The 26,091-nt window shown below is 42.8% G+C and carries 21 protein-coding genes; 16 read left to right on the forward strand and 5 right to left on the reverse strand.

Annotated elements, in window-relative coordinates; translation table 11 throughout:
- The first annotated feature begins 201 nt into the window (after positions 1–201).
- From KFO40_RS21990 to leuB, 6 genes are all read left to right on the forward strand, one after another.
- Complete coding sequence (locus KFO40_RS21990) at positions 202–435, forward strand: hypothetical protein (RefSeq protein WP_004311794.1); 234 nt, start codon at positions 202–204, stop codon at positions 433–435.
- 401 nt (positions 436–836) lie between these two features.
- Complete coding sequence (locus KFO40_RS21995) at positions 837–2,333, forward strand: 2-isopropylmalate synthase (RefSeq protein ID WP_211146811.1); 1,497 nt, start codon at positions 837–839, stop codon at positions 2,331–2,333.
- 69 nt (positions 2,334–2,402) lie between these two features.
- Positions 2,403–3,797: a 3-isopropylmalate dehydratase large subunit gene (gene leuC / locus KFO40_RS22000; protein WP_009040720.1), complete on the forward strand. Its 1,395-nt coding sequence runs from the start codon at positions 2,403–2,405 to the stop codon at positions 3,795–3,797.
- A gap of 41 nt (positions 3,798–3,838) precedes the next feature.
- A complete protein-coding gene (gene leuD, locus KFO40_RS22005) occupies positions 3,839–4,435 on the forward strand; it encodes a 3-isopropylmalate dehydratase small subunit (RefSeq protein WP_004307192.1) in 597 nt (198 codons plus the stop codon).
- Positions 4,417–5,964, forward strand: a complete 1,548-nt coding sequence (locus KFO40_RS22010; protein ID WP_004315473.1) for an alpha-isopropylmalate synthase regulatory domain-containing protein — start codon at positions 4,417–4,419, stop codon at positions 5,962–5,964. Before leuD ends, KFO40_RS22010 begins: the two co-directional genes overlap by 19 nt.
- Before the next feature lie 60 nt (positions 5,965–6,024).
- Complete coding sequence (gene leuB / locus KFO40_RS22015; protein ID WP_004311790.1) at positions 6,025–7,086, forward strand: 3-isopropylmalate dehydrogenase; 1,062 nt, start codon at positions 6,025–6,027, stop codon at positions 7,084–7,086.
- Positions 7,087–7,314: 228 nt separating this feature from the next.
- On the opposite strand, the gene KFO40_RS22020 is transcribed toward leuB, so the two are convergent.
- Both KFO40_RS22020 and KFO40_RS22025 read right to left on the reverse strand, forming a co-directional pair.
- On the reverse strand, positions 7,315–8,004 hold the full coding sequence (locus KFO40_RS22020) for a phosphatase PAP2 family protein (protein ID WP_009039272.1): 690 nt from the start codon (positions 8,002–8,004) through the stop codon (positions 7,315–7,317).
- Between the two features lie 95 nt (positions 8,005–8,099).
- Positions 8,100–9,935, reverse strand: a complete 1,836-nt coding sequence (locus tag KFO40_RS22025; protein WP_211146812.1) for an LTA synthase family protein — start codon at positions 9,933–9,935, stop codon at positions 8,100–8,102.
- Positions 9,936–10,066: 131 nt separating this feature from the next.
- Here KFO40_RS22025 and cysK point away from each other — a divergent pair, with 131 nt between their 5' ends.
- Both cysK and KFO40_RS22035 read left to right on the forward strand, forming a co-directional pair.
- Positions 10,067–11,017, forward strand: a complete 951-nt coding sequence (gene cysK, locus KFO40_RS22030) for a cysteine synthase A (protein WP_055235608.1) — start codon at positions 10,067–10,069, stop codon at positions 11,015–11,017.
- A 27-nt stretch (positions 11,018–11,044) separates the two neighbouring features.
- On the forward strand, positions 11,045–11,863 hold the full coding sequence (locus KFO40_RS22035; RefSeq protein WP_004311786.1) for a tetratricopeptide repeat protein: 819 nt from the start codon (positions 11,045–11,047) through the stop codon (positions 11,861–11,863).
- Between the two features lie 206 nt (positions 11,864–12,069).
- On the opposite strand, the gene recQ is transcribed toward KFO40_RS22035, so the two are convergent.
- A complete protein-coding gene (gene recQ, locus KFO40_RS22040) occupies positions 12,070–13,878 on the reverse strand; it encodes a DNA helicase RecQ (RefSeq protein ID WP_008997453.1) in 1,809 nt (602 codons plus the stop codon).
- A gap of 270 nt (positions 13,879–14,148) precedes the next feature.
- Here recQ and KFO40_RS22045 point away from each other — a divergent pair, with 270 nt between their 5' ends.
- From KFO40_RS22045 to hisS, 8 genes are all read left to right on the forward strand, one after another.
- The gene (locus KFO40_RS22045; RefSeq protein WP_004301101.1) at positions 14,149–14,613 is read left to right on the forward strand and encodes a helix-turn-helix domain-containing protein; all 465 of its coding nucleotides are present in this window, start codon (positions 14,149–14,151) and stop codon (positions 14,611–14,613) included.
- 95 nt (positions 14,614–14,708) lie between these two features.
- Positions 14,709–16,757 carry a dipeptidyl-peptidase 3 family protein gene (locus KFO40_RS22050; RefSeq protein ID WP_211146813.1) on the forward strand — a complete coding sequence of 683 codons (2,049 nt, stop codon included), beginning with the start codon at positions 14,709–14,711 and terminating at the stop codon, positions 16,755–16,757.
- A 6-nt stretch (positions 16,758–16,763) separates the two neighbouring features.
- Positions 16,764–17,429 (forward strand): DNA alkylation repair protein, encoded by a 666-nt coding sequence (locus KFO40_RS22055; protein WP_004314019.1) that lies wholly within the window; start codon positions 16,764–16,766, stop codon positions 17,427–17,429.
- 256 nt (positions 17,430–17,685) lie between these two features.
- Positions 17,686–18,174, forward strand: coding sequence for a Fur family transcriptional regulator (locus KFO40_RS22060; RefSeq protein ID WP_008025868.1), 489 nt, complete (start codon positions 17,686–17,688; stop codon positions 18,172–18,174).
- Positions 18,171–19,442 carry an adenylosuccinate synthase gene (locus KFO40_RS22065; protein ID WP_008025870.1) on the forward strand — a complete coding sequence of 424 codons (1,272 nt, stop codon included), beginning with the start codon at positions 18,171–18,173 and terminating at the stop codon, positions 19,440–19,442. The genes KFO40_RS22060 and KFO40_RS22065 overlap by 4 nt, the downstream gene beginning before the upstream one ends.
- Before the next feature lie 109 nt (positions 19,443–19,551).
- Complete coding sequence (locus tag KFO40_RS22070; protein WP_117683553.1) at positions 19,552–20,850, forward strand: alpha-L-fucosidase; 1,299 nt, start codon at positions 19,552–19,554, stop codon at positions 20,848–20,850.
- Positions 20,851–20,970: 120 nt separating this feature from the next.
- A complete protein-coding gene (locus KFO40_RS22075) occupies positions 20,971–21,651 on the forward strand; it encodes a zinc metallopeptidase (RefSeq protein ID WP_211146814.1) in 681 nt (226 codons plus the stop codon).
- Between the two features lie 240 nt (positions 21,652–21,891).
- Positions 21,892–23,256, forward strand: a complete 1,365-nt coding sequence (gene hisS / locus KFO40_RS22080) for a histidine--tRNA ligase (RefSeq protein WP_128859262.1) — start codon at positions 21,892–21,894, stop codon at positions 23,254–23,256.
- 141 nt (positions 23,257–23,397) lie between these two features.
- On the opposite strand, the gene hydF is transcribed toward hisS, so the two are convergent.
- Together hydF and hydG are read right to left on the reverse strand one after the other, a co-directional pair.
- Entirely contained in the window at positions 23,398–24,588 is a 1,191-nt protein-coding gene (hydF, locus tag KFO40_RS22085) for a [FeFe] hydrogenase H-cluster maturation GTPase HydF (protein ID WP_118408797.1), read from the reverse strand.
- A gap of 11 nt (positions 24,589–24,599) precedes the next feature.
- Positions 24,600–26,021: a [FeFe] hydrogenase H-cluster radical SAM maturase HydG gene (hydG, locus tag KFO40_RS22090; protein ID WP_009039279.1), complete on the reverse strand. Its 1,422-nt coding sequence runs from the start codon at positions 26,019–26,021 to the stop codon at positions 24,600–24,602.
- Positions 26,022–26,091 lie beyond the last annotated feature (70 nt).

Below are 26,091 nucleotides of genomic sequence, written 5' to 3' on the forward strand. Positions count from 1 at the left end.
CATTCCGAACAGAGAAGTTAAGCCTCGTCACGCCGATGGTACTGCGTAACAGTGGGAGAGTAGGTAGCCGCCGTTTTTAGAGAAGCCCCTTGATTCAGCAACGAATCAAGGGGCTTTCTGGTGTTTGGTACTTTGCAAAAAAAGTGTTATATTTGCGACCGACAATTATTTTATTAAACGTTTAAAGCAAATTTGAAAGGTATGAAAACTAAATTATTTTTGGCTGCTGTAGCAGTAACATTTTCTTTTGCAATGATGTCTTGTGCTGGTAACAAAACTACTAACGCTGCTTCTGAAGGTGAAGAAACAACCGTAGAAACTGTAGAAGCTGTTGTTGAATCTGATTCTTGCTGCCAGGCTAAAGATTCTTGTGCTACTGCTTGCGACAAAAAAGCAGATTGCGCAGAAAAGAAAGAATGTTGCGATAAGAAGTAATCTATTGATTTAGAACAATAAAGAAGAAGAGGGAGAGAATGCTGAAAAACATTCTGCTCCCTCTTTTCTTTTAGTGAAATATAGACCTGTATTCGTGATACATTTTTGGTAAAAATCGGCTTTAACTTATGAAATGATATTTTTTTCGATAAAAAAGTAACGTATTATTTGGTGGAAAAGAAATAATCCATACCTTTGCACCGTCAAACTATAAAAGAGACAAGAAATGAACCAGATGTTTATACATATTCTACTATGCGGTATTATTATTCTACTATCAAAGGTTAGTGGAAGTGAGTGCTGCGCGTAAATGTGTATAAATGAAAATATACGAAAGCCTTTCTCACTTCCAAGTGTGAAAGGCTTTTTTAATGCTAATAATTATATAATATACATTGAATATGGACAATAGGTTATTTATTTTTGATACCACTCTTAGAGATGGTGAACAGGTTCCGGGATGCCAGTTGAATACAGTAGAGAAGATTCAGGTAGCAAAGGCATTGGAAGCGTTGGGAGTAGACGTGATTGAAGCCGGATTCCCCATTTCGAGCCCGGGAGATTTTAATTCAGTGATTGAGATTTCAAAAGCGGTGACTTGGCCTACTATCTGTGCTTTAACACGTGCAGTTCAAAAAGATATTGATGTTGCTGTAGATGCACTGAAATTTGCTAAACATAAACGTATTCATACCGGTATCGGTACTTCTGATTCGCACATTAAATATAAATTCAATTCGAATCGTGAAGAGATTATCGAACGTGCGGTAGCTGCCGTGAAATACGCCCGCCGTTTTGTGGACGATGTAGAGTTTTATGCAGAAGACGCAGGCCGTACGGATAACGAATATCTGGCACGTGTGGTGGAAGCCGTTATCAAAGCAGGAGCTACCGTAGTGAATATTCCTGATACAACGGGTTATTGCTTACCTTCAGAATATGGTGCTAAAATAAAATACCTGATCGACCATGTAGACGGCATCGATAATGCCATACTTTCTACTCACTGTCACAACGACTTGGGTATGGCTACTGCCAATACGATAGCCGGTGTTTTGAACGGCGCACGTCAGGTGGAAGTGACCATCAACGGTATCGGCGAACGTGCAGGAAATACTGCCCTCGAAGAAATCGCCATGATTATCAAGAGCCACCACGAAATAGATATTCAGACCAATATCAATACACAGAAGATTTATCCGACCAGCCGCATGGTATCCAGCCTGATGAATATGCCGGTACAGCCGAATAAAGCAATCGTTGGACGTAACGCTTTCGCACACTCTTCAGGTATCCATCAGGACGGCGTGTTGAAGAATGTACAAACGTATGAGATTATTGATCCGCATGATGTGGGTATTGATGATAACTCTATCGTATTGACAGCCCGTAGCGGACGTGCCGCATTGAAAAATCGTCTTTCTATCTTGGGAGTTGACCTGGATCAGGAAAAGCTGGATAAGGTATATGATGAGTTCTTGAAGTTGGCTGATAAGAAGAAAGATATTAATGATGACGATATTTTAGTATTGGCAGGTGCAGACCGTAGCCAGAATCATCGCATCAAACTGGATTATTTGCAGGTGACGAGTGGTGTCGGCGTTCGTTCGGTAGCTAGTTTGGGATTGAACATTGCCGGTGAGAAGTTTGAGGCTTGTGCCAGTGGTAACGGTCCGGTAGATGCAGCTATCAAGGCATTGAAGAAGATTGTAGAACGCCACATGACTTTGAAAGAGTTTACTATTCAGGCTATCAGCAAGGGAAGTGATGATGTAGGTAAAGTACACATGCAGGTAGAATACGATAACCAGATTTATTATGGTTTTGGAGCTAATACAGATATTATTGCCGCTTCCGTAGAAGCTTATATTGACTGTATTAACAAATTCAAATTATAAAAAAGAGACTGACAGTCGTATCGGCATTTAAAATAGTAAATAGTAATTAGTAAAATAGTAAATAAACAGATGAATACATTATTTGATAAGATATGGGATGCCCACGTGGTGACTACTGTGGAAGATGGTCCTACACAGCTTTATATTGATCGCTTATATTGTCATGAAGTGACTAGTCCGCAAGCTTTTGCCGGATTGCGTGAACGTGGAATCGGAGTGTTGCGTCCGGAAAAGGTATTTTGTATGCCCGACCATAATACACCGACACACGATCAGGATAAGGAGATTGAAGATCCGATTTCTAAAACGCAGGTCGACACACTGACTAAGAATGCGAAGGATTTTGGTTTGACACACTACGGTATGATGCATCCGAAGAATGGAATTATCCATGTGGTAGGTCCCGAACGTGGTTTGACTTTGCCGGGAATGACGATTGTCTGCGGTGACTCTCACACTTCTACTCATGGTGCGATGGGAGCAATCGCTTTCGGTATCGGAACAAGTGAAGTGGAAATGGTATTGGCTTCGCAATGTATTCTTCAGTCAAGACCGAAAACAATGCGTATCACGGTAGACGGTGAACTGAGCAAAGGGGTGACTGCAAAAGATGTAGCTCTGTATATGATGTCTAAGATGACTACCAGCGGTGCTACCGGTTACTTCGTAGAATATGCAGGTTCGGCTATCCGCAATCTGACAATGGAGGGACGTCTTACCCTCTGTAACCTTTCTATCGAAATGGGTGCACGTGGGGGGATGGTTGCTCCGGACGAAGTGACTTTTGAATATATCAAGGGACGTGAAAGTGCTCCGCAAGGTGAAGCATGGGACAAGGCTTTGGCATATTGGAAGACATTGAAGAGTGATGACGATGCCGTATTCGACAAGGAAGTCCGTTTTGAAGCTGCTGATATTGAGCCGATGATTACTTACGGAACGAATCCGGGTATGGGTATGGGCATCACACAGCACATTCCTACGATGGAAGGAATGAGCGAAGCTGCACAGGTTTCATTCAAGAAATCAATGGACTACATGGGCTTCCAACCGGGTGAATCTTTGTTGGGCAAAAAGATTGATTATGTATTCCTCGGCGCTTGTACAAACGGGCGTATCGAAGATTTCCGTGCATTTGCTTCCATCGTGAAAGGCCGCAAGAAAGCGGAAAATGTAATTGCATGGCTGGTTCCGGGTTCATGGATGGTAGACGCACAGATCCGTAAGGAAGGAATCGACAAGATTTTGACGGAAGCCGGATTTGCTATTCGTCAGCCGGGATGTTCTGCTTGTCTGGCGATGAACGATGATAAGATTCCTGCCGGAAAATATTCGGTATCTACCAGCAACCGTAACTTCGAAGGACGTCAGGGACCTGGTGCACGTACCTTGTTAGCTAGTCCTCTGGTGGCTGCTGCAGCTGCGGTGACAGGTGTGATTACCGATCCGAGAGAACTGATGTAATTTCAATCATAAATCATAATTTATAATTCATAAATAAGGCGATGGCTAAGACAAAATTTAATATAATCACAAGTACTTGTGTACCTCTTCCTTTAGAAAACGTAGATACCGACCAGATTATTCCGGCACGTTTCTTGAAAGCAACCACTCGTGAAGAGAAATTCTTCGGTGATAACCTTTTCCGTGACTGGCGTTACAATGCAGACGGTTCCCTGAATAAGGATTTTGTGTTGAACAACCCTACTTACAGCGGACAGATATTGGTGGCAGGTAAGAACTTCGGTTCGGGTTCCAGCCGTGAACACGCAGCCTGGGCAATTGCCGGCTATGGTTTCCGTGTGGTGGTATCCAGTTTTTTTGCCGATATTCATAAGAATAATGAGTTGAACAACTTTGTGCTTCCGGTGGTTGTAACCGAGGAGTTTCTGCAAGAACTGTTCGATTCAATAGAAGCAGACCCGAAGATGGAAGTGGAAGTGAATCTTCCCGAACAGACCATCACCAACAAGGCGACAGGTAAAAGTGAACATTTTGAAATCAATGCTTACAAGAAACTTTGTTTGATGAACGGATTGGACGATATCGATTTCTTGTTAAGCAATAAAGATAAAATAGAAGAATGGGAAAAGAAGGCGTGAAAATAGAAATCATGGACACAACGCTCCGTGATGGTGAACAAACCAGCGGAGTATCTTTCGTGCCTCATGAGAAACTAATGATCGCCCGTTTGCTGTTAGAAGATTTGAAGGTAGACCGGGTGGAGGTTGCTTCGGCGCGTGTGTCGGACGGTGAGTTTGAAGCCGTGAAGATGATTTGTGACTGGGCGGCCCGTCGCAATCTGCTCCATAAAGTGGAAGTGCTCGGCTTTGTTGACGGGCATACTTCTGTCGATTGGATTCAGCGTACCGGTTGCCGTGTGATTAATCTTCTTTGCAAAGGTTCACTGAAGCATTGTACGCAACAACTGAAAAAGACACCGGAAGAACATCTGGCAGATATCATTAATGTGGTGCATTATGCCGACGAACAGGATATAACCGTCAATGTTTATCTGGAAGATTGGAGTAACGGTATCAAAGATTCTCCCGAATATGTATTCCAGTTGATGGATGGATTGCAAGAGACGAGTGTCAAGCGTTATATGTTGCCTGACACGTTGGGTATCTTGAATCCCTTGCAAGTGATAGAGTATATGCGGAAGATGAAGAAACGTTATCCGAATACTCATCTCGATTTCCATGCGCACAATGACTATGATTTGGCAGTGAGTAACGTTCTTGCAGCCGTATTAAGCGGTGTCAAAGGACTGCATACCACCATCAACGGACTGGGCGAACGGGCTGGAAATGCTCCCCTCGCAAGTGTACAAGCCATCCTGAAAGATCATTTCAATGCGGCGACCAATATCGACGAGAGCCGTTTGAATGATGTCAGCCGGGTAGTGGAGTCTTATTCGGGTATTATGATACCTGCCAATAAACCGATTGTAGGTGAGAATGTCTTTACACAAGTGGCAGGTGTGCATGCCGACGGAGATAACAAAAATAATCTTTACTGTAATGATTTGCTTCCCGAGCGCTTTGGTCGTAAACGTGAATATGCGTTGGGCAAAACAAGTGGCAAAGCCAATATCCGCAAAAATCTCGAAGACCTCGGATTGGAACTGGATGAAGATGCTATGCGCAAGGTGACGGAGCGTATCATCGAACTGGGCGACAAGAAAGAATTGGTGACACAGGAAGATTTGCCGTACATCGTTTCTGATGTGTTGAAGCATGGAGCGATTGGTGAGAAGGTCAAACTGAAGAGCTATTTTGTGAATCTGGCTCATGGATTGAAACCGATGGCTACGTTGAAGATAGAAATCAACGGAAAAGAGTACGAAGAGAGTTCAGGCGGTGATGGCCAGTATGATGCTTTTGTTCGTGCATTGCGTAAGATATATAAGGTGACATTGGGACGCAAATTCCCGATGCTGACCAATTATGCGGTGACAATCCCTCCCGGTGGGCGTACGGATGCATTTGTGCAGACAGTAATCACATGGAGTTATGACGAGCAGGTGTTCCGTACCCGCGGACTTGATGCCGATCAGACGGAAGCTGCCATCAAAGCTACTATGAAGATGTTGAACCTCATCGAAGATGAATATGAGAAGAGCAAGTGAGAGATAACTTGCCCAAAGAATGTTTTTTATAAGAATATATAAATAGAAGAATAAACGATTATGGATTTTAAAATTGCTGTATTAGCAGGTGACGGTATCGGACCGGAGATCTCTGTGCAAGGTGTAGATGTGATGAGTGCCGTTTGCGAGAAGTTTGGCCACAAAGTAAGTTACGAATATGCAATCTGTGGAGCTGATGCGATTGATAAAGTAGGCGATCCGTTTCCGGAAGCAACCTATCAGGTTTGTAAAGATGCAGATGCTGTTTTATTCTCTGCCGTAGGCGATCCGAAATTTGATAACGACCCTACTGCTAAGGTACGTCCGGAACAAGGTTTGTTGGCGATGCGTAAGAAACTGGGACTTTTTGCCAATATCCGTCCGGTGCAGACATTCAAATGCCTGATTCACAAATCTCCGTTGCGTGCGGAACTGGTAGAGAACGCAGATTTTATCTGTATCCGTGAGTTGACCGGAGGTATGTATTTCGGTGAAAAGTATCAGGATAATGACAAGGCGTATGATACCAACTATTATACTCGCCCGGAAATCGAACGTATCTTGAAAGTGGCTTTTGAATATGCGATGAAGCGCAGAAAACATTTGACGGTGGTAGATAAGGCAAATGTGTTGGCTTCTTCCCGTCTGTGGCGTCAGATTGCACAGGAAATGGCTCCAAACTATCCGGAAGTGACAACAGATTATATGTTTGTGGACAATGCAGCTATGAAGATGATTCAGGAACCTGCTTTCTTCGATGTGATGGTAACGGAAAACACCTTCGGTGATATTCTGACTGACGAAGGTTCTGTAATCAGTGGTTCTATGGGCTTGCTTCCTTCTGCTTCTACAGGCGAGAGTACTCCGGTGTTTGAGCCGATTCACGGTTCATGGCCGCAGGCTAAAGGATTGAATATTGCTAATCCGTTGGCACAAATTCTTTCCGTAGCTATGTTATTTGAGTATTTCGATTGCAAAGAAGAGGGTGCGCTGATTCGTAAAGCAGTAGACGCTTCTTTGGATGAGAATGTACGTACACCGGAAATCCAGGTGGCTGACGGTGCTAAATACGGAACGAAAGAAGTAGGACAGTGGATTGTTGATTATATCAAGAAAGCTTGATATTCTACACCACAGATTACACCGATTCACACAGATTGCTGATGGAGCTGTATAACAGCCCTTTATAAATAACTTCACCCACGTTATAGCTATCTATAACGTGGGTGATTTTTAATATTCAGATTTTGTTTGATAACTCCACTTACTCTTCATTCTTTTTATGGAATATCTTTTTTATCATTTGAAATCTGTGTGAATCTGTGTAATCTGTGTAATCTGTGGTGAACCTTACCAGCTTTTAATTATGGAATATATAATGATACCGAGCATTGTCAGCAATCCTACATAAATAGTGACTGGCCATTGTTTTATATCTTTTCTCTTCGTACGGGTGGAAGGTTCCAAATAAATGGCTATTTTGTGAGCGATAGTACAGAATAACCAACCGCCGAATCCTCCGATAATACCTCCTACGAGTAAATCACCGGGATAATGTACCCCCAAGTATATACGTGTATAGCAGTTAAGAATTGCCCAAGTTACGATGAAAATACTTAGCCAACGTTTACGGAACAGAAATACTACAAACATGGCAAGCCCCAATGAATTGGCCGCATGGCACGATGGGAAACCATAACTTCCTCCACGATACCCGTTTACAATATATACCATATCCACAATTGGGTTGTCCGGATTGGCGGGACGCAGGCGTGCCACTACCGGGCGGATGATACTGCTGCACATTTGGTCGGCAAAGGTAATCGTGAGCGCGATAGCTGCCACATAACATACGACAACCTTCCAGTGGAAATTTCTTAATAATATATATAATATGGTGGCATACATGGGAACCCAGATTATTTTACCCGTGAAGGAACTCATGAAATAATCCCAGAAAGGGGAGTGTATACCATTGAAAGATAAGAAGATATTTGTATCTATCTCCGAAAGGAATTGCACGATTTCGCTATGTATCATCCGGCTTTATTGATCTATTTTTAACGTCGCAAATATACAATAAAGAATAGTAAATGTCCTATATTACCTTATAAATATTCCATATTTCTTAATAATTAGCGTTTGGCAAGATCATCGTAGAGCTTCTGTAAGAATGCTTTTCCTTTTTCCAGATTAGCTCCTTTGGCGGTGCCTTCGTCCAGTTGTACGGTATTGGCGTCCAGATTATACACCAATTGGTTATCGGCAGTAATCATTCCGAAATAATCCGGCCGGGTAAAGTATGCAAAATGAGGAGAACCCGGATTCAGGATATTCTTGCTGAAAGTAAATTCATCGTGCGGCAATCCTAATTGAGCGAGCAAAGTGGCGGCAATGTCAATTTGCGAAGCATAAGTATCTACTACGAGAGGTTGTTTAATTGCACCTCCGATTAAAATCAGCGGAATGGTTTGTCCGTCCAGCGGATTTTCTATCGGGTATGGGTATGCACCCTGATGATCGGGAACGAGTACAAACAGTGTGTTTTTCCATAACGGTGTTTCCTGATACTGTTTCACGAAATCTCCCACACAACTGTCGGCATACGCAAAGGAGTTGAGGACTTTATCATCCAGCCTGTGGAACGGAACTTCGAATGGTTCGTGGCTGCTTGATGTTTGAACCAGTTTCAGGAATGGCTCTTCTTGTTTTTCTTCTTTCAGGTCTTTCATCAGGCGTTGGAACAAAACGTGATCTTGTGCTCCCCATTTTCCGGTACGTTCGGACAGAGGGAAATCTTTATCGGAAATAATCTTCTCGATTCCGGAAGATACCAGGTAAGAGCGCATATTGGTGAAATCGGCATCTCCTCCATAGTAATATTCGAGGCTGTATCCTGCATTTTTCAAGCTGCGGGGGATGGAAGGAAGTTTGTCCGTCTTTTCGGGATATTTCATGATGCTGGTACTCGGCTGTCCGGGATATCCGCTGATGATAGATGCCAGTCCGCGGTCTGTGCGGAAACTGCTGCCGTAGAAGTTGCTGAATAATACGCCTTCTTTTGCGAATTTATCCATGTTGACAGCTACATTGGGTTGTCCTCCGAAAGTTTCCATCAAGTGTGTGGAGAAACTCTCAAGGATAATGAAAATAATGTTCGGGCGTTGTGTATTCAATAATTGGGGGATGCTGTCTGTTGCTGCGACGGGTTTGTCTACCATTTCTGCAAATAATTCGTCGGCTATTTTCGGATCCATGAAGCGATACTGCTTATCGAAATTATTCTGATGGGTGGCAGAATACATGAAGCTGAATGCCGGATTAATGGCAGCATGATTCATGCGTTGATCCTGACTGAAATACACCTTGCTTAAATTCATGGTGGATACGCTGAATCCGCCCCGGATAGGGATGAAGAGTGCCGCTGTCAGCAAAAGCAGTGCAAGCGAGACATTCTGGCGTCGATAAGGTATTTTCAGAGGCTTTTTCTCCCGGATAAGGACGCAATAGAAAATACAGTATAGAATTGCTGCATAGATCAATATAACCAGAATTCCAAGTAGTACGAACCAAAAACTGACACTTGCCATGGCATCTTTGGGAGAAGAGAAAAAATAGAAAATAGGAGTGGCGTCCAGACGGAATCCCCAAAAGCCATACAATCCCAAGTCGATGATAAAAATGCAGGCCATGACAAAGGCTATTACTCCGAAATATCCTTGCCGGATGCGGCGGAGTATGGATGAATTTGTCCAGGCGGAAGCAATGAGCAGGATGCCGGGGATAGCGGTCAGGTAGCCCGCAAGAGATAAATCCAGCGGTAATCCGTGCCACATGACGCGGAAATAGTCACCCAAAGATACATTAGTATATAAGTCATGGTAGTAAACCATGAAGATTGGTTTCTGAAGAACGAATAAAAGAACAAATAAAAAATAGGTCGTGAGAAATTGTATAATTCTCTTTTTCATATATGTAAACTTAAAAAGATTGAACGGATACAAAGTTACTATACTTTTCCTTATCTTTCTCATGATGTGATGTAAAACATACCTTTTTTTCCATATCTTTGTCGTGTCTGTGACAAAAATGAAGTAATAAGATGGCAAAGATTGCAAAGAAACTAACAGATTTAGTGGGGAATACCCCTTTGATGGAACTTTCCGGTTATAGTGGAAAGTATGGTCTGGAACAAAATATTATTGCCAAACTGGAGGCTTTTAATCCGGCGGGAAGTGTAAAAGACAGAGTCGCTCTTTCGATGATTGAAGATGCGGAAGCTCGTGGAGCATTGAAACCCGGTGCAACGATTATTGAGCCGACAAGCGGAAATACAGGTGTAGGGTTGGCAATGGTGGCTACTATTAAAGGGTATCACCTGATATTGACCATGCCCGAAACGATGAGTCTGGAACGGCGGAATCTGTTGAAAGCGTTGGGTGCGCAGATTGTATTGACAGATGGGCTGGGAGGGATGGCAGCTTCCATTGCCAAAGCGCAGGAGTTACGTGATAGTATTCCCGGTTCGGTGATTTTGCAACAATTTGAAAATCCCGCCAATGCTGCTGTTCATGAACGGGCAACGGGTGAAGAAATTTGGAGGGATACAGACGGTGAAGTGGCCGTTTTTGTAGCCGGAGTTGGTACCGGAGGAACAGTCTGCGGGGTAGCCCGTGCTTTGAAGAAACATAATCCGAATATTTATATTGTTGCTGTGGAACCGGCATCGTCTCCTGTGTTGGCAGGCGGAGAGGCGGCTTCGCATCGTATTCAAGGTATTGGAGCGAATTTTATCCCGAAGCTTTATGATGCTTCGGTGGTGGATGAAGTAATAGGCGTGCCAGATGATGAAGCGATTCGTGCAGGACGTGAGTTAGCGGCAACAGAAGGTCTGTTGGCGGGTATTTCATCGGGAGCAGCTGTGTATGCCGCCCGTCAACTGTCACAACGTCCGGAATTTAAGAACAAAAAAATAGTAGCGTTGTTACCTGATACGGGAGAGCGTTATTTGTCGACCGAACTGTTTGCTTTTGACGCATATCCATTGGATTAATTCATTCACTATAAAAAGACCTGAACCATGGTAAGAATAATTATAGCTTTGCTTTTTTGTTTTCCGGCTGTTACCTTTGCGCAAACCTATCAGCAATTGTCCGAGAGAGCCATTGAGTGTATCGAAAAAGACAGTCTTCCCCAGGCAGAGGAACTTTTGCTTCAGGCTTTGAAGTTGGAACCGAAAAACGCAAAGAATGCACTGCTCTTTTCTAACTTGGGATTGGTTCAGCGCCGTTTGGGCGAGTTTGATAAAGCATTGGAATCTTATTCTTTTGCACTGAACTTTGCTCCTTTGGCAGTCCCTATTTTGCTCGACCGTGCCGCCATTTATATGGAAATGGGAAAAACAGACCGTGCTTATACGGATTATTGCCAGGTGTTGGACGAGGACAAGCAGAACAAAGAAGCTTTGTTGATGCGTGCTTATATTTATGTGCTCCGCCGCGATTATCCGGCTGCGAGAATAGATTATAATCGTTTATTGGAACTCGATCCGCAGAGCTATAGCGGACGGCTGGGACTGGCTACTTTGGAGCAGAAAGAAGGAAAATTCCGGGAAGCTCTTGAAATATTGAATAAGATGCTTGCGGCCACTCCTGAAGATGCGACGCTCTATATTGCCCGTGCCGATGTGGAACGTGAGATGAAACATGAAGATTTGGCATTGGTCGATTTGGAGGAAGCCATCCGGTTGGATGCTGCCTCGGCTGATGCTTATCTGTTGCGTGGAAATATCTACCTGGCACAGAAGAAGAAAGGATTGGCAAAAGCTGACTTTGAAAAAGCTATTTCATTGGGAGTGCCTCCGGCTGATTTGCACGAGCAATTGCGGCAATGCAAGTGAAGTTATTAATAAGCCAACTATATCTTTCCGGTTTACATAAGTGAGCGCCTTTTGCTATGGACATTAGTTCGTTCCACAGTTGTTTCCCTTTAGTTCTACCTATGTGGAACTAAAGGGAAACAACTGTGGAACGGAAAGATAACCTTAGTGGAACGAATAATCATTAGTCAGGCGACTCGTTAATATATACTATTCAAGAATTTCTTTTATTCTACGAACTGTCTAATCAGATTTACGAAATCCTTTCCATATTTCTTTTTCTTGTGTTCGCCGATACCACTGATTTCTCCAAACTCTTCGATGGTGGTGGGACGTGAGATGCAAAGCAGATGCAACACTTTGTCTGACAAGACGATATAGGCGGGCAAAGCTTCCTGATCGGCAAGTTGTTTTCTTAATCCTCGCAATGCTTCGAACAAATCTTGGCTTTCGCCGCCTGCCGCGCCGAAGGGGAGTTCTTTGGCGATAACCACTTTTTTCTTTTTTCCTTTTCGGGTAACTGCTTCCTCATGCTGGATAACTACCAATGCCGCTTGTGTCCTTCCGAAGAGTACATCACTTCCGCTTGACGTTATTTTGAGATGATTATTCTCATTATAAGCTATTTCAAAATAGCCGAGTTGCAGCATTTGAAGCAGATAGTCTTGCCAGTCACGAGGAGGAATATCGCGTCCGGCACCGAACGTTTTAAGTTCCTGATACCCTTTTCCGGTTACTTCCGCAGAGTAGTTTCCACGAAGAATATCAATTAACACTCCTGTGCTGATTTGCTGTTCCGTACGTGCGATGGCACTTAATGCTTTTTGCACGATGACTGTACCGTCGAATCGTTGAGGGGGATTTTTACAAACATCGCAGTTGCCGCAATCCTCTGTTGTTGTTTCTCCGAAGTAGCTTAATAAGATTCTTCGTCGGCAAATGTCGGCCTCTGCGTATTGCTGCATACGTTGGAGCTTTTCCAGATTGATATTTTGCTGATTACTTTCCGAAGCGAATTTAGTTAGTAATATTAAGTCGCCTAATGAATAAAACAGGACAGTATTGCTGGGAAGCCCGTCACGTCCGGCACGTCCTATTTCCTGATAAAAGCTTTCTATACTTTTAGGCAGGTTATAATGTATCACCCAGCGGACATTTGATTTATCAATCCCCATTCCAAAAGCAATGGTGGCACATACCACCTGTATGCGGTCGTTAATAAAATCATTCTGTGTTTCGTCCCGGTGTTGAGTGGATAACCCGGCGTGATAAACACCGCAGCGGATACCCTGCTTCTGTAACATCTGTGCGACGGTTTCCGTCTTACTTCGACTCATGCAGTAAATAATCCCGCTTTCTCCCCCGTGGCGGTGGATAAATTCTAAGATAGCCTTGTTCTTTTCCTTCGCTTGAAATCCACGTTTCACAGTCAGGCTGATGTTGGGACGGTCGAACGAGGAAATGAAGGTACGCGGATGGTTCAGATGCAATTGCCGTACGATGTCTTCACGCGTGATTTTATCCGCGGTGGCAGTTAGTGCGACAATTGGTATTTGCGGAAATTGTTGGTGGAGCACTCCCATTTGTGTGTATTCCGGACGGAAATCATGTCCCCATTGCGAAATACAATGAGCTTCATCAATAGCAAACAGAGAGATGTTCATATCCCGCAACAAATAGTCCTTTTCAGCTAAAAGTTTTTCCGGTGAAATGTAAAGCAGCTTCAGGCGACCTTCAATGCATGCGCGGCGCAGATTAGCGTTTTCTGTTTCGTCATTACTGCTGTTCAGCGCTCCGGCAGCGATGCCGTTTGCCAGCAATGCTTCTACCTGATCTTTCATCAATGAGATGAGGGGAGAAACGACAACGGCAGTACCTTCGCAAAGCAGTGCGGGAAGTTGGTAACAGATTGATTTCCCCCCACCAGTGGGCATTAATACCAATGCATCCTGTTTGTTCAGGATGTGTCGGATGATTTCTTCTTGCAGAGGACGGAAATTATCGTACCCGAAATATGTCTTTAAAGTCTCTCTCATTGATGCTGATTTATCCATGCTGCAAAGGTACATTTTTCTTTGGCAATTTTTCATCATGTGTAGATTTCTGTTTCTGATATGAATTATAAATAAGTTAAAGTTTCTTATTATTCGGACTCATTCCTTCTTTTTCAAGGTTTTTGATTGTTTATTTAGAAAAAAAATGCACAAAATAATTGTGTGTTTAAAAAAAAAGTAAGACATTTGTAACATGTTACGTTGCAAATGAGCAATTATTAACAAATGAACAAACCCTAACCAGTTAATTCAATGAGCGATTTAGAGAACAAAAAAACGGAAGAAACTCCGAAAAAACGTCCCTACAATTTGAGGGAAAAGAAAGAAAAGAAGGCTGCATACAGGTCTTTGATTAGACCGGAATTGGCAGACGAGTTGTATGACAAGATCCTGAATATCATCGTTGTACAGAAGAAGTACAAGGATCCTGACTATTCAGCTAAGGACTTGGCGAAAGAATTGAAGACGAATACTCGTTACCTTTCTGCAGTAGTAAACTCACGCTTTGGCATGAACTATTCTTGCCTGTTGAATGAATACAGAGTAAAAGATGCTTTGCATTTATTGACTGACAAACGTTATGCCGACAAAAATGTGGAAGAAATTAGTGCCATGGTTGGCTTTGCAAATCGTCAATCTTTTTACGCTGCATTTTACAAAAACGTAGGTGAGACTCCTAATGGATATCGCAAAAAACATCTCGAAAATAAGAAATAATTGCGCGTTCCGAAATTAGTCAAAAGGAATTACCTCTAAATGAAAGATTTTGGAGATAATTCCTTTTCTCATTTTAATTAATCAATGCTAGCATTATGAAAAAACATTTGATTTTAATGACGGTGGCCGCTACGCTTTTAACATCGTGCGGAGGAAGTAAAACAACAACTGCTGAAGCAGACAAATTTGATTATACAGTGGAACAATTTGCTGATTTACAGATATTGCGTTATAAAGTTCCCGGATTTGAGGAACTGACGCTGAAACAGAAGGAACTGATTTATTACCTGACAGAGGCTGCTCTGGAAGGAAGGGATATTCTGTTTGACCAGAATGGAAAATATAATTTGAGAATCCGTCGGATGCTCGAAGCAGTATATACAAACTATCAGGGAGATAAAACAACGCCTGATTTTAAAAATATGGAGGTGTATCTGAAAAGGGTATGGTTCTCCAATGGTATTTATCATCACTATGGTACGGAGAAATTCGTGCCCAACTTCTCGCAGAAGTTCTTGAAACAGGCTGTACTCGGTATAGATGCCAAGTTGCTGCCGTTGGCGAAAGGGCAGACTGCCGAACAACTTTGTGCCGAACTGTTTCCGGTGATTTTTGATCCGACTGTTATGCCGAAACGGGTAAACCAGGCAGATGGCGAAGATCTTGTGTTGACTTCTGCTTGTAACTATTATGACGGAGTGACGCAGAAAGAGGCAGAGAGTTTTTATAGCGCCCTGAAAGACCCGAAAGACGAAACACCGGTTTCTTACGGGCTGAACAGTCGGCTGGTCAAAGAAAATGGAAAGTTGGAGGAGAAAGTTTGGAAAGTAGGCGGACTCTATACACAGGCAATAGAAAAGATTGTTTATTGGCTGAAGAAGGCGGAAGGTGTAGCAGAGAATGAGGCACAAAAGGCCGTCATCACCAAACTGATTCAATTCTATGAAACAGGCAATCTGAAAGATTTCGATGAATATGCCATTCTTTGGGTGAAAGACCTTGATTCACGAATCGACTTTGTGAATGGATTTACTGAAAGTTACGGTGACCCGTTGGGTATGAAAGCGAGCTGGGAGTCTTTGGTGAATTTCAAAGATTTGGAATCAACGCGCCGCACAGAAATAATCAGTAGCAATGCGCAGTGGTTTGAAGATCATTCTCCGGTAGATAAATCTTTCAAGAAAGAAAAGGTAAAAGGGGTATCGGCTAAAGTGATTACTGCCGCTATCCTTGCAGGTGATCTTTACCCGGCAACGGCTATCGGTATCAATCTGCCGAATGCAAACTGGATTCGTGCTCACCACGGTTCTAAATCGGTGACAATCGGAAATATAACAGATGCTTATAATAAAGCCGCTCACGGAAACGGATTCAACGAAGAATTTGTTTATAGCGATGCGGAAATACAACTGATCGATGCGTATTCTGATTTAACGGATGAGCTGCATACGGACTTGCACGAATGTTTGGGACACGGTTCCGGTAAGTTACTTCCGGGTGTAGATCCTGATGCTTTGAAAGCATACGGCTCTACCATCGAAGAGGCGCGTGCCGATTTGTTCGGATTGTATTATGTGGCTGACCCCAAGCTGGTGGAACTGGGACTTCTCTCTTCTCCCGATGCTTATAAAGCTCAATATTATACTTATCTGATGAACGGTCTGATGACGCAGTTGGTACGTATCGAACCGGGAAATACTGTGGAAGAAGCTCACATGCGCAACCGCCAGTTGATAGCCCGTTGGGTATTTGAGAAGGGGGCTGCCGATAAAGTGGTGGAATTGGTGAAGAAAGACGGAAAGACTTATGTGGTTATCAATGACTATCAGAAAGTACGCGAACTTTTCGGCGAATTGTTGGCTGAAATCCAGCGAATCAAATCGACAGGTGACTTTGAAGGTGCCCGTTCATTGGTAGAAAACTATGCCGTAAAAGTAGATCCGGCTTTACATGCAGAAGTTCTGGAACGTTATAAGAAGTTGAATCTGGCTCCTTATAAAGGTTTTGTGAATCCGAAATACGAACTGGTGACAGATGAAAACGGAAACGTTACGGATGTCACGGTTTCTTATGATGAAGGTTATGTAGAACAAATGTTGCGTTACAGCACTGATTATTCTCCGCTGCCTTCCATAAACAACTGATCTGAAATGGATATTAAAGAACAATTGAAAGATATCAAGACACAGCTCCGTCTCTCTATGAACGGGGCTGTGTCCCAAAGTATGCGCGAGAAAGGGCTGGTTTATAAACTCAATTTCGGAGTGGAACTGCCTCGTATCAAGATGATTGCCGAAGGTTACGAAAAGAATCATGACCTGGCACAGGCTTTATGGAAAGAGGAAATTCGCGAGTGTAAGATTCTGGCGGGAATGCTTCAGCCGATTGAAACGTTTTATCCCGAGATAGCCGATATTTGGGTGGAAAACATCCGGAATATCGAAATAGCAGAACTGACTTGTATGAATCTCTTCCAGCATTTACCGTATGCTCCGGCCAAATCCTTTCACTGGATTGCCGACGAACAGGAGTACGTGCAGACTTGTGGTTTCCTGACTGCCGCCCGTCTTCTGATGAAGAAAGGGGATATGACCGAACGTGCCTCCGGCGAATTACTCGACCAGGCGATTTGTGCGGTACATTCCGACAGCTATCATATTCGTAACGCAGCTTTGCTGGTTATCCGCAAATATATGCAGCATAGCGAGGAACATGCTTTTCAAGTATGCCGCCTGGTGGAAGGTATGGCTGATTCTACCTTGGAAGGAGAGCAAATGCTCTACAATATGGTGAAAGAGGAGCTTGCTGTAGACTAATCTTATTTTCATGGAGTAAGTCCTTTTATTAAATAACGGTTTAATTTTTTAGACGCGGATAACACGGATGACGCGTCTAAAAAATAAACCGTCTTGTTATTCGTTTATTATATAAGCCAATCTACAAAACGAATGATAGCCTCCATTTAATTTATAAAAAAACTGTCTAACTCTGTGATGAACTAAAAAAACTTCTCTTTATCATTTGCTTTCCGCAAAAAAGGCTTAACTTTGTTCGCGCTAATTTTGGCTGATGATGGAAACTCAAAACGTGAAAGATACAGTAAGGCAGATATTCACGGAATATCTCACGGCGAACGGGCATCGAAAGACTCCTGAACGCTACGCCATACTCGATACTATTTATTCTATCGACGGTCATTTCGATATTGACATGCTTTATTCACGGATGATGGACCAGGAGAATTTCCGGGTGAGCCGGGCAACTCTCTACAACACCATTATTCTTCTTATCAATGCACGGCTGGTCATTAAGCATCAGTTCGGTACTTCCTCCCAATACGAAAAATCATATAATCGCGAGACACATCATCATCAGATATGTACTCAATGTGGTAAAGTGACCGAGTTTCAGAACGAGGAACTGCAGCAAGCCATTGAAAATACGAAATTGAGCCGCTTCCAGCTTTCGCATTACTCCTTATATATATATGGAGTATGTAGTAAGTGCGACAGAGCTAACAAACGGAAAAAAGTAAATAACAACAATAAAAAAGAAAAATGAAAGTAGATGTTCTATTAGGATTACAATGGGGCGACGAAGGTAAAGGAAAAGTAGTCGACGTTTTAACACCTAAGTATGATGTGGTTGCTCGTTTTCAGGGCGGCCCGAATGCCGGTCACACGCTTGAGTTTGAAGGACAGAAATATGTGCTTCGCTCTATTCCTTCCGGTATTTTTCAAGGAAACAAGGTAAACATCATCGGTAACGGTGTGGTACTTGATCCGGCATTGTTTAAAGCAGAGGCAGAAGCACTTGAAGCATCGGGTCATCCGCTGAAAGAACGTTTGCACATTTCAAAGAAAGCTCATCTTATTCTTCCGACACACCGTATTCTGGATGCTGCATACGAAGCAGCCAAAGGCGATGCTAAAGTAGGAACTACCGGTAAGGGTATCGGCCCTACTTACACGGATAAAGTGAGCCGTAACGGTGTTCGTGTAGGTGATATTCTTCATAACTTCGACCAGAAGTATGCTGCTGCGAAAGCTCGTCACGAACAAATTCTGAAGAGCTTGAATTATGAATACGATCTTACTGAACTGGAAAAAGCATGGTTGGAAGGTATCGAATACCTGAAACAATTCCATTTCGTAGATAGCGAACATGAAGTGAATAACCTGTTGAAGGATGGTAAGAGCGTGCTTTGTGAAGGAGCGCAGGGTACTATGCTTGATATTGATTTCGGTTCATATCCGTTTGTGACTTCTTCCAATACCGTATGTGCGGGAGCCTGCACCGGACTTGGAGTGGCACCTAACCGTATCGGTGAAGTATATGGTATCTTCAAGGCATACTGTACTCGTGTAGGAGCAGGTCCGTTCCCATCAGAACTGTTTGACGAAACAGGCGACAAGATGTGTACGTTGGGACATGAATTCGGTTCTGTAACTGGTCGTAAACGTCGTTGCGGATGGATCGACCTGGTAGCGTTGAAGTATTCCGTTATGATAAACGGAGTTACCAAATTGATAATGATGAAGAGCGATGTACTCGATACTTTCGAAACAATCAAAGCGTGCGTTGCTTACAAAGTGAACGGTGAAGAGATCGACTACTTCCCGTATGACATCACAGAAGGCGTAGAACCTGTATATGCAGAGCTTCCGGGTTGGCAGACAGATATGACCAAGATGCAAAGCGAAGATGAATTCCCGGAAGAATTCAATGCTTACCTGACTTTCCTGGAAGAACAGCTTGGTGTAGAAATCAAGATTGTATCTGTAGGACCGGACAGAGCACAGACCATCGAACGTTATACTGAAAAATAACAATTGATTTATTATATGGAGGAAAGGCGGAGATTGAAGAAAAACTCCGCCTTTCTTGTTCAATCCTTTGTATAGTCTATCCTAAACACACAAAAATAATGTATGCCTTATGAAAACACGTTTTATAGCTTTCCTTTTGTTGTTCGTAATGAACTTGGGAGTATTTGCGCAATCTTCCTATCAGCCTACCGAAGAGAATCTGAAGGCACGGCAGGAATTTCAGGACAATAAGTTTGGTATTTTTCTTCATTGGGGGCTATACGCTATGCTCGCTACCGGTGAGTGGACTATGACAAACAATAATCTGAATTATAAAGAGTATGCCAAACTGGCAGGCGGATTTTATCCTTCCAAGTTTGATGCGGACAAATGGGTGGCAGCTATTAAAGCTTCAGGAGCGAAATATATCTGTTTCACTACCCGTCATCACGAAGGTTTTTCTATGTTTGACACTAAGTATTCGGATTATAACGTAGTCAAAGCTACTCCTTTTAAAAGAGATATTGTGAAAGAGCTGGCAGCAGCCTGTGCCAAGCAGGGCATCAAGCTCCATTTTTATTATTCACATCTTGACTGGGCGCGTGAGGACTATCCCTGGGGACGTACAGGGCAGGGCACAGGTCGCTCGAACTCGAAAGGAGATTGGAAAAGTTATTATCAATTCATGAATAACCAGTTGACAGAATTGCTGACGAATTACGGCCCGATAGGTGCCATCTGGTTTGACGGATGGTGGGATCAGCCCAAAACTTTTAACTGGGAATTACCGGAACAGTATGCTCTGATTCACAAACTCCAACCGGGGTGTCTGGTGGGTAATAATCATCATCAAACGCCTTTTGATGGAGAAGATATCCAGATTTTCGAACGCGATCTGCCCGGTGAAAATGCTTCGGGGCTTTCCGGACAGGAGGTGAGTCGTCTGCCGTTGGAAACTTGCGAAACAATGAATGGTATGTGGGGATATAAGATTACCGACCAGAATTATAAATCTACAAAGACATTGATTCACTATCTGGTGAAGGCAGCCGGTAAGAATGCCAATCTTTTGATGAATATCGGCCCTCAACCTGATGGGGAACTTCCTGCGGTAGCTGTACAACGCTTGGCAGAGATGGGAGAGTGGATGAAACAATATGGTGAAACGATTTATGGAACACGAAGCGGTGCAGTTGCTCCACACGATTGGGGAGTGACAACACAAAAAGGAAATAAGCTCTATGTGCATATTCTCGACCTGAAAGATGCGGCTTTGTTCCTGCCGTTGACAGATAAGAAGGTCAAGAAGGCAGTCTTGTTTAAAGACCAGTCTCCGGTTCGTTTCACAAAGACGAAAGCCGGTGTTTTGCTCGAATTCGCCGAGGTTCCGAAAGATATTGACTATGTGGTAGAACTGACAATTGACTAATTTTTAGCTAATTCTTCATAAAAGCAAGGGGAAACTATTCTGACATTGAACGTTTCCTCTTATTTTTGGCAAACAATTTGTTTATAAAGATATAGAGTAATAATTAAAATTGAAAAGTATATGATGTCTTATTGGGTATTATTTATAGGAATCGCTGTTGTAAGTTGGTTGGTACAGATGAATTTGCAAAACAAATTCAAGAAGTACTCTAAGATTCCTACAGGAAACGGAATGACAGGACGCGACGTTGCTTTAAAAATGTTGCATGACAATGGAATTTATGACGTACAGGTTACACATACGCCGGGACGGTTGACCGACCACTACAATCCTACTAACAAAACGGTGAATTTGAGTGAAGGGGTGTATGAAAGTAACAGTATAATGGCAGCTGCCGTAGCAGCTCATGAATGTGGACACGCTGTACAACATGCACGCATGTATGCTCCGCTGAAAATGCGTAGTGCGCTGGTTCCGGTGGTAAACTTTGCCTCTTCCATTATGACGTGGGTATTGTTGGGTGGTATCTTGTTGATAAACTCTTTCCCGCAGTTATTGCTGGCAGGTATTATCCTGTTTGCTATGACTACACTGTTTAGCTTTATCACGCTGCCGGTGGAAATCAATGCAAGTAAACGTGCGTTGGTATGGTTGAGTTCATCCGGCATTACTAATTCGTGCAATCATGCACAGGCTGAAGATGCTCTTCGTTCTGCTGCTTATACGTATGTAGTTGCTGCATTAGGTTCATTGGCAACATTGGTATACTACATCATGATCTTCATGGGTAGAAGAGATTAAGAAATGAAAAAGGGAGAAAAGTGCGTTTATTAACTTTTCTCCATAGAATATAAAAAGATCCTCCGCAGTCTTTCCGAAGACTATGGAGGATTTTTTGTATTGTTTAGGGCCTTACTTGAGTGTTTCTTTACGATATTGATAGGGGATGGACACAATACGGGTGATTTTTTCAAATATATGTAAGCATTGCTCGGAAATTTGCAGTAAATTTGCGCAATTAAAATTATAAACAGTAATATTATGGCAGCAAAACCAAGTATTCCTAAAGGAACTCGTGACTTTTCGCCGGTAGAAATGGCGAAGCGTAATTATATATTCAATACGATTCGTGACGTATATCATTTGTATGGATTCCAGCAGATAGAAACTCCTTCGATGGAGATGCTTTCTACACTGATGGGAAAGTACGGCGATGAGGGAGATAAACTACTCTTTAAGATTCAGAACTCTGGAGATTATTTTTCCGGGATTACTGACGAAGAATTGTTAAGCCGTAATGCTGCCAAACTGGCAAGCAAATTCTGTGAGAAAGGTTTGCGTTACGACTTGACAGTGCCTTTTGCCCGTTATGTAGTGATGCATCGTGATGAGATCACTTTTCCGTTTAAACGCTATCAGATTCAACCGGTATGGCGTGCCGACCGCCCGCAGAAAGGACGTTATCGCGAATTTTATCAATGTGATGCCGATGTTGTAGGAAGCGATTCGTTATTGAACGAAGTGGAATTGATGCAGATTGTCGATACCGTTTTTAGTCGTTTCAATATTCGTGTATGTATTAAGATTAACAACCGTAAGATTCTTTCCGGTATTGCTGAAATTATAGGCGAATCGGATAAGATTGTAGATATTACCGTAGCAATTGACAAACTGGATAAAATCGGTCTGGATAATGTAAATGCTGAATTGAAAGAGAAGGAAATCAGTGATGAAGCTATTGCCAAGTTGCAGCCGATCATTCTTCTTAGTGGTACGAATGCGGAGAAATTGGCAACACTGAAGAATGTGTTATCAGCCAGTGAAGTAGGGCTGAAGGGAGTGGAAGAGAGTGAATTTATTCTGAATACATTGGAAACAATGGGCTTGAAGAATGAAATAGAGCTTGATCTTACTTTAGCTCGCGGACTGAACTATTATACAGGAGCTATCTTTGAAGTGAAAGCACTGGATGTACAGATTGGCAGTATCACTGGTGGTGGTCGTTATGATAATCTGACCGGAGTATTCGGTATGGCAGGAGTGTCCGGAGTGGGTATCTCTTTTGGTGCAGACCGTATCTTTGATGTCCTGAACCAGCTCGAACTTTACCCGAAAGAAGCTGTAAACGGAACAGAACTTCTGTTTATCAACTTCGGTGAAAAGGAAGCTGCATACTCAATGGGAATTTTGGCTAAGGTACGTGCTGCCAATATTCGTGCCGAGATCTTCCCGGATGCAGCCAAGATGAAGAAACAAATGAGTTATGCCAATGCGAAGAATATTCCGTTTGTAGCTATTGTCGGTGAGAATGAAATGAACGAAGGCAAAGTGATGTTGAAGAATATGGAGACTGGAGAACAGAACCTTGTTTCAGCAGACGAACTGATTGCTATTGTGAAGAAATAAGCGGAGATATTAGAACTAAGTATGTCATCATAATTAGTTAATATAAAGAGGTCGTCTTAACATAAAAATGAAGTGAACCCCAAAAGTTAGATAAAGAACTTTTGGGGTTCGCTTCAAAATAAAAAAGAGAAGATTTCTTTTTTAGTATTTTATTTGATCTAGTATTCCATTGAGGAAAGCAATTGCTACTCCATAGTTCGTCATAGGAATGTGCTGCTCCCGCGCACGTTCGATGCGACTAAGTACGTATTTACGGTTAAACATACATGCTCCGCAATGGATAACTAAAGAGTAAGGAGTCAGATCTTGTGGAAAGTCGGTTCCTGCTACCATATCAATTTGCAGATTCTCTCCAATCCGTTTCCGTAACAAACGAGGAAGTTTCACTCTTCCTATATCTTCTGAAAGGGGAGCGTGCGTACAAGCTTCCGCTATCAGTACACGTGACGATTCCGTCAGTCTTTCGATGACAGCTGCACTTTCTACATAATAGTGAATATCACCCTTATAACCTGCGAAAAGCACCGAGAAAGAAGTCAGTTCACTTTCCTTTGGTTTCTGTTCATAAATCGCTTTGAAAACTTGTGAATCGGTGATGATTAACTTCGGAGGACGGGCAAGGGCTTGCAGGGTTGCAGAAAACTTATCAGTGGTGCAATTCATTACGAGGCATTTTTTATCCAGCAATTCACGGATAGTCTGCACTTGCGGTAAGATCAGTCTGCCTTTGGGAGCTTGGATATCCTGCGGCATTACTAAAAGTACAAGGTCATTCTCCGCAACAAGTTTCCCGGTGATACTTTGTTGACCGAAGTCCGAAGGTAATTTTTCGAGGATGGCTTGCCGGATCAGTTCGATTCCTATCTTTTCTTTGGCACTGATAAGCAAGGGGTGTATTTTACATTGTTCCTCGATATATGTAGCTAAATGATCGCTATTCTCTCGTATATCTATTTTATTCAATACCGGAATGACAGGGATATTCTTCTCTTTCAATAGCGCCAGTATCTCTTTTTCATGAAAAAAGGTAGTGTCTTCACATAATAACAATGCAATATCCGTTTTTTCAATAGCCTTTAAAGTCCGGCTGATACGCAGTTCTCCAAGCTCTCCTTCGTCATCGAATCCCGGAGTATCTATAAAAAGACAAGGACCAATACCTTGAATCTCCATTGCTTTAGACACAAGGTCGGTAGTCGTTCCGGGAGTATTTGAAACGAGCGCGATGTCCTGTCCTGTCAACGCATTGATAAGAGAAGACTTACCACTATTCCGTCTACCGAAAAGGGCGATATGAAGTCTGTTGGCATTTGGAGTATCTGTTAAGCTCATAAACGTATTATTTAAAATCTAAAGTCTCTTTGTCCTGCAGCTATTGCTTTGAGATTCCGGATAGCTATTTCCCTGATTTTGGGATTGGGGATTCGTTCCGTTTCTTTTAGAATCAGTTCCAATCCTTTTTGTCGGGTATCTTCTGAAGCATAATCTTCCAGATACTCTTTCAGAGTCATCAGGGCATTCGGTCCGCAACAGTTTGCTATCTGACCGGATTTTACTAATGACATGAAACGGTCTCCCGTCCGTCCTTCCCGGTAACAGGCTGTACAGAAACTGGGGATATATCCGAGTTCGAGCAACCAGTTGACCACTTCGTCTAATGTCCGGGTGTCGCTCACATCAAATTGGGCAGAATTATGATCGGGTAATTCCGTTTCAGCATATCCGCCTACACTGGTACGCGAACCGCCACTGATTTGTGAAATACCCAATTCGAGCACTTTCTTGCGTGATTCTTGCGATTCACGTGTAGAAATAATCATTCCTGTATAAGGAACGGCAATTCGGATAACAGCTACAATCTTGCTGAATATCTCATCCGAAATAGCGTTTGGGAAATCTTCCGCATCGATGTCATCTGCCGAACAGATGCGCGGCACACTGATTGTATGCGGCCCTACACCGAATTTGGCTTCCAAATGTTCGGCATGCATTAATAATCCGATAAAATCATACCGATAAGTATTCAAACCGAAAAGAACACCAATGCCTACATCATCGATTCCTCCTTCCATCGCGCGGTCCATCGCTTCGGTGTGATAAGCGTAATTGCTTTTAGGTCCGGTGGGATGGAGAGCTTCGTAGTTATCTTTGTGATAAGTCTCTTGGAATAAGATATACGTGCCGATACCCGCTTCTTTCAATCGGCGATAATTTTCTACTGTAGTGGCTGCGATATTTACGTTTACCCGGCGGATAGCTCCATTTTTATGCTTGATACTATAAATCGTCTGAATAGATTCCAGAATATATTCTATCGGGTTCAGTGACGGATGCTCACCGGCTTCAAGAGCCAGTCGCTTATGTCCCATATCCTGCAAAGCAATTACCTCCCGGCGGATTTCTTCCTGTGTCAGTTTCTTGCGTGCAATAGTCTTGTTTTTGGCATGATACGGACAATATACGCAACCGTTTACGCAATGATTAGATAAATAAAGCGGTGCGAACATGACGATACGGTTGCCGTAAAACTTCTGTTTGATTTCTTTAGCGAGATGAAAGATACGTTCTATCAGGTCAGGTTGGTTACACTCCAGCAGAATGGCCGCTTCCCGGTGTGTCAGTCCCTTGCACAACGCTGCCTTTTCAATCAGTTGTTCAATCAGGACACGATTATCCTTATTGTTCTGTGCATATTCCAGCGTATCCAAAATTTCTTCGTGATGGATAAACTCTTCTGCTTTGGATGAATCTTTTTGGTATATCATAATATTCTTTGTTTTTTCACCACAGATTACACGGATTCACACAGATTAAAATTTAATTCGAAATAAATCT

Origin of the sequence: Bacteroides sp. 1001302B_160321_D4 (assembly GCF_015667765.1) — a bacterium.
GTDB classification, from domain to species: domain Bacteria; phylum Bacteroidota; class Bacteroidia; order Bacteroidales; family Bacteroidaceae; genus Bacteroides; species Bacteroides xylanisolvens.